7 protein-coding genes are annotated in these 6,692 nt (G+C 70.3%); 4 read left to right on the top strand and 3 right to left on the bottom strand.

Annotation, left to right across the window (positions count from 1 at the left end):
- Nucleotides 1–139: 139 nt before the first annotated feature.
- Nucleotides 140–1,525, bottom strand: a complete 1,386-nt coding sequence (locus ACIBEI_RS00455; RefSeq protein WP_398883576.1) for an endo-1,4-beta-xylanase — start codon at nt 1,523–1,525, stop codon at nt 140–142.
- Nucleotides 1,526–1,833: 308 nt separating this feature from the next.
- Here ACIBEI_RS00455 and ACIBEI_RS00450 point away from each other — a divergent pair, with 308 nt between their 5' ends.
- The 4 genes from ACIBEI_RS00450 (at nt 1,834) to ACIBEI_RS00435 (ending at nt 5,597) form a co-directional block, all read left to right on the top strand.
- The gene (locus ACIBEI_RS00450) at nt 1,834–2,604 is read left to right on the top strand and encodes a L,D-transpeptidase family protein (protein ID WP_398883574.1); all 771 of its coding nucleotides are present in this window, start codon (nt 1,834–1,836) and stop codon (nt 2,602–2,604) included.
- 133 nt (nt 2,605–2,737) lie between these two features.
- Complete coding sequence (locus ACIBEI_RS00445; RefSeq protein ID WP_398883572.1) at nt 2,738–3,433, top strand: response regulator transcription factor; 696 nt, start codon at nt 2,738–2,740, stop codon at nt 3,431–3,433.
- Complete coding sequence (locus ACIBEI_RS00440) at nt 3,433–5,331, top strand: sensor histidine kinase (RefSeq protein WP_398883571.1); 1,899 nt, start codon at nt 3,433–3,435, stop codon at nt 5,329–5,331. Before ACIBEI_RS00445 ends, ACIBEI_RS00440 begins: the two co-directional genes overlap by 1 nt.
- 83 nt (nt 5,332–5,414) lie before the next feature.
- Nucleotides 5,415–5,597, top strand: coding sequence for a hypothetical protein (locus ACIBEI_RS00435; RefSeq protein WP_398883569.1), 183 nt, complete (start codon nt 5,415–5,417; stop codon nt 5,595–5,597).
- Between the two features lie 57 nt (nt 5,598–5,654).
- Here ACIBEI_RS00435 and ACIBEI_RS00430 read toward each other — a convergent pair whose 3' ends face one another.
- Complete coding sequence (locus tag ACIBEI_RS00430) at nt 5,655–5,876, bottom strand: hypothetical protein (protein ID WP_269651902.1); 222 nt, start codon at nt 5,874–5,876, stop codon at nt 5,655–5,657.
- A gap of 58 nt (nt 5,877–5,934) precedes the next feature.
- Nucleotides 5,935–6,489, bottom strand: coding sequence for a hypothetical protein (locus tag ACIBEI_RS00425; RefSeq protein WP_398883566.1), 555 nt, complete (start codon nt 6,487–6,489; stop codon nt 5,935–5,937).
- Nucleotides 6,490–6,692 lie beyond the last annotated feature (203 nt).

Raw genomic sequence — 6,692 nt, 5'->3', positions numbered from 1 at the left:
GTGGTTTTTTTTTTGGTGGGGGGTGTTGTGGTTGTGGGTGGGGGGGGGGGGGGGGGGGGGCGCGCCCCCCCCCCCCCCCCCCCCCCCCGCCTCCGCTGCCACCGAACTCCCTGAAGGGCGCGGCCCGTTCTGCCCGTTCTCAGGACGCGGTACAGGAACCGACCGAGGGCGCCGAGGAGTTGCCGTTCTTCATGACGGTGAACCCGAAGCTCGTCGACGCCCCGGCGGCCAGACTGCCGTTGCCGTTCGGCTTCATGGTCATGACGTTGCCGCTGGAATCCCAGCTCGGCGTGCCGTTCCACGTCGTGGAGACCTTCTGTGGGGAGGTCACCGTGACGGCCACCGTCCAGGTGCTGATCGCCAAACCGCCCGCGGTCACGGTCACCCTGCCGTTGTAGCGGTCGCTCCAGTCGTCCGTCCTGCTGTACGACACCGTGCAGGAGGCGCCGCCACCACCGCCGCCGCCCGAGCCGGTTCCGCCGAGCGCGGTGAGCGTGGCGTTGTACGCGGCCTTCTTGTTGTAGTTGTTGTCGGACAGCAGGGGAGTGCCACTGGCCCGCCACGAGTACTTGTCGGTGACACCCCAGACGGTGATGCCGGTGCAACGGGACACGCCCAGGCAGGCGTTGACCACGTTGGTGTAGCTGGCGGCCTGCGCCGTACCGGAGCCCTCGATGTCCAGCTCGGTGATCTGTACGTCGACACCGAGGTCGGCGAAGCGCTGCAGGTTCGCGCGGTAGTCGCCGGGCACCGGGGACGCGCTGTTGAAGTGGGACTGGAAGCCCACGCAGTCGATGGGCACGCCGCGCGCCTTGAAGTCCCGCACCAGGTTGTAGACGGCGTTGCTCTTCGCGTTGACCCCGTCCGTGTTGTAGTCGTTGTAGCAGAGCCTGGCCGCGGGATCGGCGGCTCGGGCGGTGCGGAACGCCTCCTCGATGAAGCCGTTGCCGAGCTTGTCCTGGAAGGGCGAACTGCGCCGGGCGCCGCTACTGCCGTCCTGGAAGGCCTCGTTGACGACGTCCCAGGAGTGGATCTTGCCCTTGTAGTGCTGCATGACCTGGGTGATGTGGTTGTTCATCGCCGTTCTGAGGTCGGCGGCGCCCAGCCCGCCGACCCAGCCGGGCAGTTGGGAGTGCCAGACGAGCGTGTGCCCGCGGACCTTCATGCCCCTGCTCTGGGCATGGTTGACGATCTGGTCCGCGGCGCCGTAGGTGAAGGAGTTGCGGGTCCCTTCGACCGCGTCCCACTTCATCTCGTTCTCCGGAGTCACCGAGTTGAACTCCGTGTTGAGCGTCGAGGCGTACGGGGCCTCGCCCAGGTGGTTGGCCGCGACCGCGGCGCCGAAGTAGCGGCCCTTCTCCGCCGCCGCGGCGCCGAGCGTGCCGGCGGCCTCGGCCGTCCCGGCGAGAGTGGTGACGCCGGCCGCGGCGAGCAGGCCCGCCATGCCGATCACCAGGGCTCTTCGGGTGCGGGACCGCCGGGGCGGAGGTGTGGCCGCGGGAGCTGCGGACGTGCGGGTGATCATGTCGTCCCTTTCTGTCGTATCGAAAGTTTCGAGCATGTTTCCGATTGGCTGCGCAGACCTTACGGCTGCCTCTGGGGAGCGTCAACGGCCCGTACCGGAGCGGATTCGGGATGGCTCAAGATGGACGAGGCGTCCCATGGGTCTCGTGGGTTCCCTTGCCTGACAGTCGCTCTCTGTCTACATTCCGCACAACAGTCGCCATGAATGTCGAATGTTTCGAAGGGGGTGTAGGAGTACACCCGAGTGATTCTGTGGACAGGCCGAACCGACCTGACGAGTTCCTCACATGTACCGGTCAAGGTCGACGCATGATCACACCTACACACGGTGCCGTGCGCCGCCCCGTCGCCGTTCTGGCCGTCTCACTCGTCCTCGTCGGCTGCGGAGGAGGAGCGGTGGCGACGTCGGATCAGAGGCCCGGCACGACATCGGTGAACGGCAGTGCGGGAGCCTCACCCGCCCCCGCGCCCCGCGTGGCCATGACCGTGGCGCCTCAGCAACTGCCCGGCCTGGGCCCGAAGACCTGGGCCAAGGTGCCCGCGAAGACGCGTCAGGCCCTGGTGGTCACGGGCCGGGGCAAGAACTCGTCGACCTCCACCGCGGTGCTGTACGAGCGCACGGAGTCCGGCTGGGAGGCCGGGACCACCTGGCCCGCGCACAACGCCCTCAAGGGCTGGACCGACCACCACCGAATGGGCGACCTCCGCTCACCCATCGGCGTCTACACGCTCACGGACGCGGGCGGCCTGCGCCCCGACCCGGGCACGAGCCTCCCGTACGACCAGTCCGGCGGCTTCGGCATCGGCGGCACGGGATTCGAGGGCGAGCCCCTGGCCGGCTCGTTCGACTATGTGGTCGCCATCAACTACAACCGCCAGGCCGGCACCACACCGCTGGACTGGACCCGCCCCCTGGGAGCCGACCGGGGCGGCGGCATCTGGGTGCACGTCGACCACGACGGCCCCACCCAGGGCTGCGTCAGCCTCCGGAAGAAACACATGAAGGAACTCCTGCGCACCCTCGACCCCGACCGAGATCCCGTGATCGTGATGGGCGACGCTGCCGCGCTCAGACGCTGACCCGGGCCGGCGGACCACCAGCACCAGGGCCTTTCCGACAGGCCCTAGCAGGCGGTTGTGAGGAAGATGTCAGGGCGTGGGAAGCCCCTCACCCACGGTCCCGCCACCGCTCGGGGCGCTTAGCATCGGCCGCGTGTGCGCACATGTGATGGTTGCCGAGGACGACGAGAAACAGGCGGAGCTGATACGCCGTTCCCTGCTGAGCGAGGGCCACACCGCCACCGTGGTCCACGACGGCGGCGCCGCCCTGGAGGCGGTTCGGCAGCGTCGGCCCGACCTCGTCGTCCTGGACCTGATGCTCCCGGTGATCGACGGCTTCGGCGTGTGCCGGGCGCTGCGCCAGGACGACGACATCCCCGTCCTCATGCTCACCGCACGCTCCACGGAGGACGACGTGCTGCTGGGCCTCGAACTCGGCGCGGACGACTACATGACCAAGCCGTACAGCCCGCGCGAACTCATGGCCCGCATCCGCACCGTCCTGCGCCGCAGCGGACGCCGGGCCGCCGGGCACCGCGAGGACCCGGTCGTACGGGCCGCCGGGATCGCCGTGGATCCCGTACGGCACGAGGTGGTGTGCGACGGATCGCCGGTGGACTGCACCCCGGCCGAGTACGAGATCCTGCTGGCCATGGCCGCCGAGCCGGAACGGGTCTTCTCCCGGCAGCAGTTGCTGCACCGCACCCGGGGCATCGACCGGGCCTCGACCGAACGGGCGGTCGACGTGCACATCATGAACCTGCGCAAGAAGATCGAGGCGGATCCGCGCAGACCGGTAAGGCTGCTGACCGTCTTCGGCGTGGGCTACAAGCTCAGCGGGGACCGCTGATGACCCGCCCGATACCGCTGCGCAAGAGGCTGCTGGTCCGGCTGCTGATCACGTCGGTGCTGATCGCCATCTGCTCGGTGGCGGCGACGGCCTGGCTGGCGGTGGAGACCACGACCCGGGCGATCCAGGAGGAGCAGGGGCAGGTACTGACCGAGGACATGGACATCCTGCGGCAGTTGAGCGGATACGCGGCCACTCATCGCGACTGGTCCGGCGTGGGGAAGACCGTCCGCGCACTGTCGGACAGGACCGGGCGGCGCATCGCCCTGACGGCCCCGGACCGTACGCCGATCGCGGACTCCGAGACCCGGAACACGGCCCTGCCGCCCAGGGCCGCCGCCGTGGTGGATCCCCTGCACACCGACACCTTCACCGAGCCCGGAGCACAGCGCACCGGCATCGATCCGCGAGCGGTGGGCCCGTACCTGCTGCCGCCCGCGGAGCGGAAGCGTGTGCGTCAGCTGGCCGAGAAACGCCGGCACTGCTTCTCGGAGAACTACGTCGACACCAGCATCACGCAACTGCCCAGCGGCCGCTCCGTCCTCACCGACGAGGCGGGAACCGTGGACGGCGGCGAGGTACCGACGCCGTGCGCCGACGGCCGGCTCAACACCCCCACCGCGACGGAGGAGAAGGCCCTGGCGGAACTCACCACGTACGCCAAGGGCTGCCTGGGCGGTGTCGACCTGCCTTTCCCGGCACCCTTCACCGTCGCGGCCGGCCTCAAGGTCAAGCCCCTGCCGACGAGAAACTTCGGCGCGGACGGCGCGGACGGCGCGACGGACGAGCAGCTGGCCGACCGGAACAAGAAGGCGCAGGAGTGCGTCGACCGGGCCCGGCGTCGGCAACTGGATCCCTACGTCGCCCCGGCCGCCGAACTGTTCCTCGGCCGCGGCGACAGCGCCGTCCCGCACTTCGACATGTCGGCCGCCAACAAGGCCAAGGTCACGGGCGTGGCCGGCCTCGTCCTCGCCCTCACGGTGGCGGTGACGGTGCTGGTCGCCACGCGGCTCGTACGGCCGCTGCGAGCGCTGACGCACGCCGCCCAGCAGCCGCCGGAGCAGCACGTACGCGTACCCGTGACCACCCAGGACGAGACGGGCATCCTGGCCGTCGCGTTCAACGACCTGGCCGATCGCCGCGAACGCATGGAGGCGCAGCGCAAGGCGATGGTCGCCGACATCGCCCATGAACTGCGCACCCCGCTCACCAACATCCGCGGCTGGCTGGAGGTGACCCGCGACGGCGTCGTCGACCCCGACCCCGAACTGCTCGCCTCCCTGCACGACGAGGCCGTCGTCCTCCAGCGGGTCATCGACGACCTCCAGGACCTCGCGGCCGCCGACGCGGGCACGCTCAGGCTGCACCGCGAGCCGGTCCGCGCCGACGAACTGCTCGAACAGGTCGTCGCCGCACACCGGGTGGCGGCCGAGGCGGCGGGAGTCCGGCTGCACACGGCCGTGGCCGGCTCAACGGGCTCGCACGGCTCCGACGGCTCGGAGGATTCGTCCCGCTCGGATGGTTCGCGCGGCTCGGACGGCACACCATGGCTCGACGCGGATCCGGTCCGGATGCGGCAGGCGCTGGGCAACCTGGTCTCCAACGCGATTCGCCACACGCCGGCCGACGGCACGATCGCGCTCACCTTTCGGCGCCAGGACGACGAGGTCGTCTTCGACGTGGCCGACACCGGCAGCGGGATCGCCCCGGAGGATCTGCCCAGCGTCTTCGAACGGTTCTGGCGGGCGGAGAAGTCCCGCAGCCGGCGCACCGGCGGCAGCGGCCTGGGTCTGTCGATCGTGCGTCAACTCGTCACGGCCCACGGCGGTACGGTGACGGTCACCAGCGAACTCGGCACCGGGTCGGTCTTCACTCTGAGACTCCCCGACGCCCGCTGACTGGTGGTTCCGGTACCAGGATGAGTGGTCCTGCCCACAACAGTGATCTGGTTGCTCCGGCACCGATGGCGCAGTGTTGCCCCATGAACACCACCAAGCACCCGGAGGTCAGGATCCGCGTGACGCCGCTGCGTCGCCTCAAGGGCGACACATACGTCCCGCGCACCGTTCGAGCAGTTCCCGCACAGGCCGACGACGACACCTCGCGCGCACGGAGCCGGGAACGGCCCACACGGTCGGACGGCCGACGCCCCGCATGTGACTGAGCGTCGGGAGCGCGAACCGGCCCGGCTCCCTCGGTCGGGCCGGTTCGCCCGGCTTCCTCAGCCGTCCACGGCATGCACGCCCGGGGTCAGGATCTCGTCCAGCACCTTGCGTACGGCTTCATAGGCCTGCCCCCGCACGTCGGCGTCGCGTGAGCCGCCGGGATCGCCCCGCCTGAGGTCGTCGCTCCGTGCCTTCCACGTTTCCTCCTCCCGCTCGGCCCAGGCCCGAGCGCGCTGGATACGGCGCAGGAGTTCGTCGGAATCCACGACATCGGTCATGGTGTACACGTACCCGCCGACGGGCGTTCGACAGCTCACGCGCCCCGCCGGTGTGCGACTACTCCGTCGGCGCCGGCACGCTCGACAGAGCGGACAGGCCGCCACCGAGCAGCCCCGTCAGCACGCCGATCACGTTCGACAGCACCTTCGGCACCTCGGCGACGACTCCTCCCACGTCGAGGGAGGTCAGAGCGGAGAGCAGCCCGCCGAGTGATTCCTGAAGCCCCGCCACGGCGTCCGACACCGGGTCGGCCGCGGCCCGATCGGCGGGACCCTCCATGGTCTCCAGCCGCTCCTCGACGGACGCGGTCGCCTCCGTGACGGCCTTGCCGCGCTCGGCCGCCTCGTCCGCGTCGAGCGGGCCGTGATCCCTGTCGGCGAGGGGGATGAGTGCGTCCAGGAGAGGCGTCAGGACGTCTCCGTGATCCGCGGCCTCCAGGGCGTGGATCCGCTCCAGCGTCATGTCGGCGGACAGCGGGGCCACCGCGACGGGGCCACCCACGGACCCCGTGGACACGTCGGAGGCGGCGGTCGCCGTGGCGACCGGCCCGCAGACGAGAGCGGCACAGACGAGGGGCGGGAGAAGGAGCCCGCGTGATACCAGGGCGCGCATACCGGTTCCTTTCGAGGACGGCAGTATCTGGGCCCACCGTGTGAAACCCGCCGACCCACCGCAACCGATCACACACCGACAGTGAGACCCCGCCGCACGCCCGCCAGGGCGCCGACCTGCGCTTTTCATCCGTACGCGCCTGACTCCCCGGGGACCGGCCCGTACCGCCGTCGGGGTACGGCGGTACCGGAACAGCCCGATCC

This window comes from Streptomyces sp. NPDC050988, from assembly GCF_044456225.1.
In the GTDB taxonomy this organism is placed as follows: domain Bacteria; phylum Actinomycetota; class Actinomycetes; order Streptomycetales; family Streptomycetaceae; genus Streptomyces.
The sequence above is the reverse complement of the archived record's forward strand: the minus strand, read 5'-3'. Positions and strand labels throughout refer to the sequence as shown.

Bases quoted from the DNA above. Each gene is read 5' to 3' on its own strand.
- ACIBEI_RS00450 (WP_398883574.1), top strand. From the start codon at position 1,834: ATGATCACACCTACACACGGTGCCGTGCGCCGCCCCGTCGCCGTTCTG.
- ACIBEI_RS00425 (WP_398883566.1), bottom strand. From the start codon at position 6,489: ATGCGCGCCCTGGTATCACGCGGGCTCCTTCTCCCGCCCCTCGTCTGT.
- ACIBEI_RS00435 (WP_398883569.1), top strand. From the start codon at position 5,415: ATGAACACCACCAAGCACCCGGAGGTCAGGATCCGCGTGACGCCGCTG.
- ACIBEI_RS00430 (WP_269651902.1), bottom strand. From the start codon at position 5,876: ATGACCGATGTCGTGGATTCCGACGAACTCCTGCGCCGTATCCAGCGC.
- ACIBEI_RS00440 (WP_398883571.1), top strand. From the start codon at position 3,433: ATGACCCGCCCGATACCGCTGCGCAAGAGGCTGCTGGTCCGGCTGCTG.
- ACIBEI_RS00455 (WP_398883576.1), bottom strand. From the start codon at position 1,525: ATGATCACCCGCACGTCCGCAGCTCCCGCGGCCACACCTCCGCCCCGG.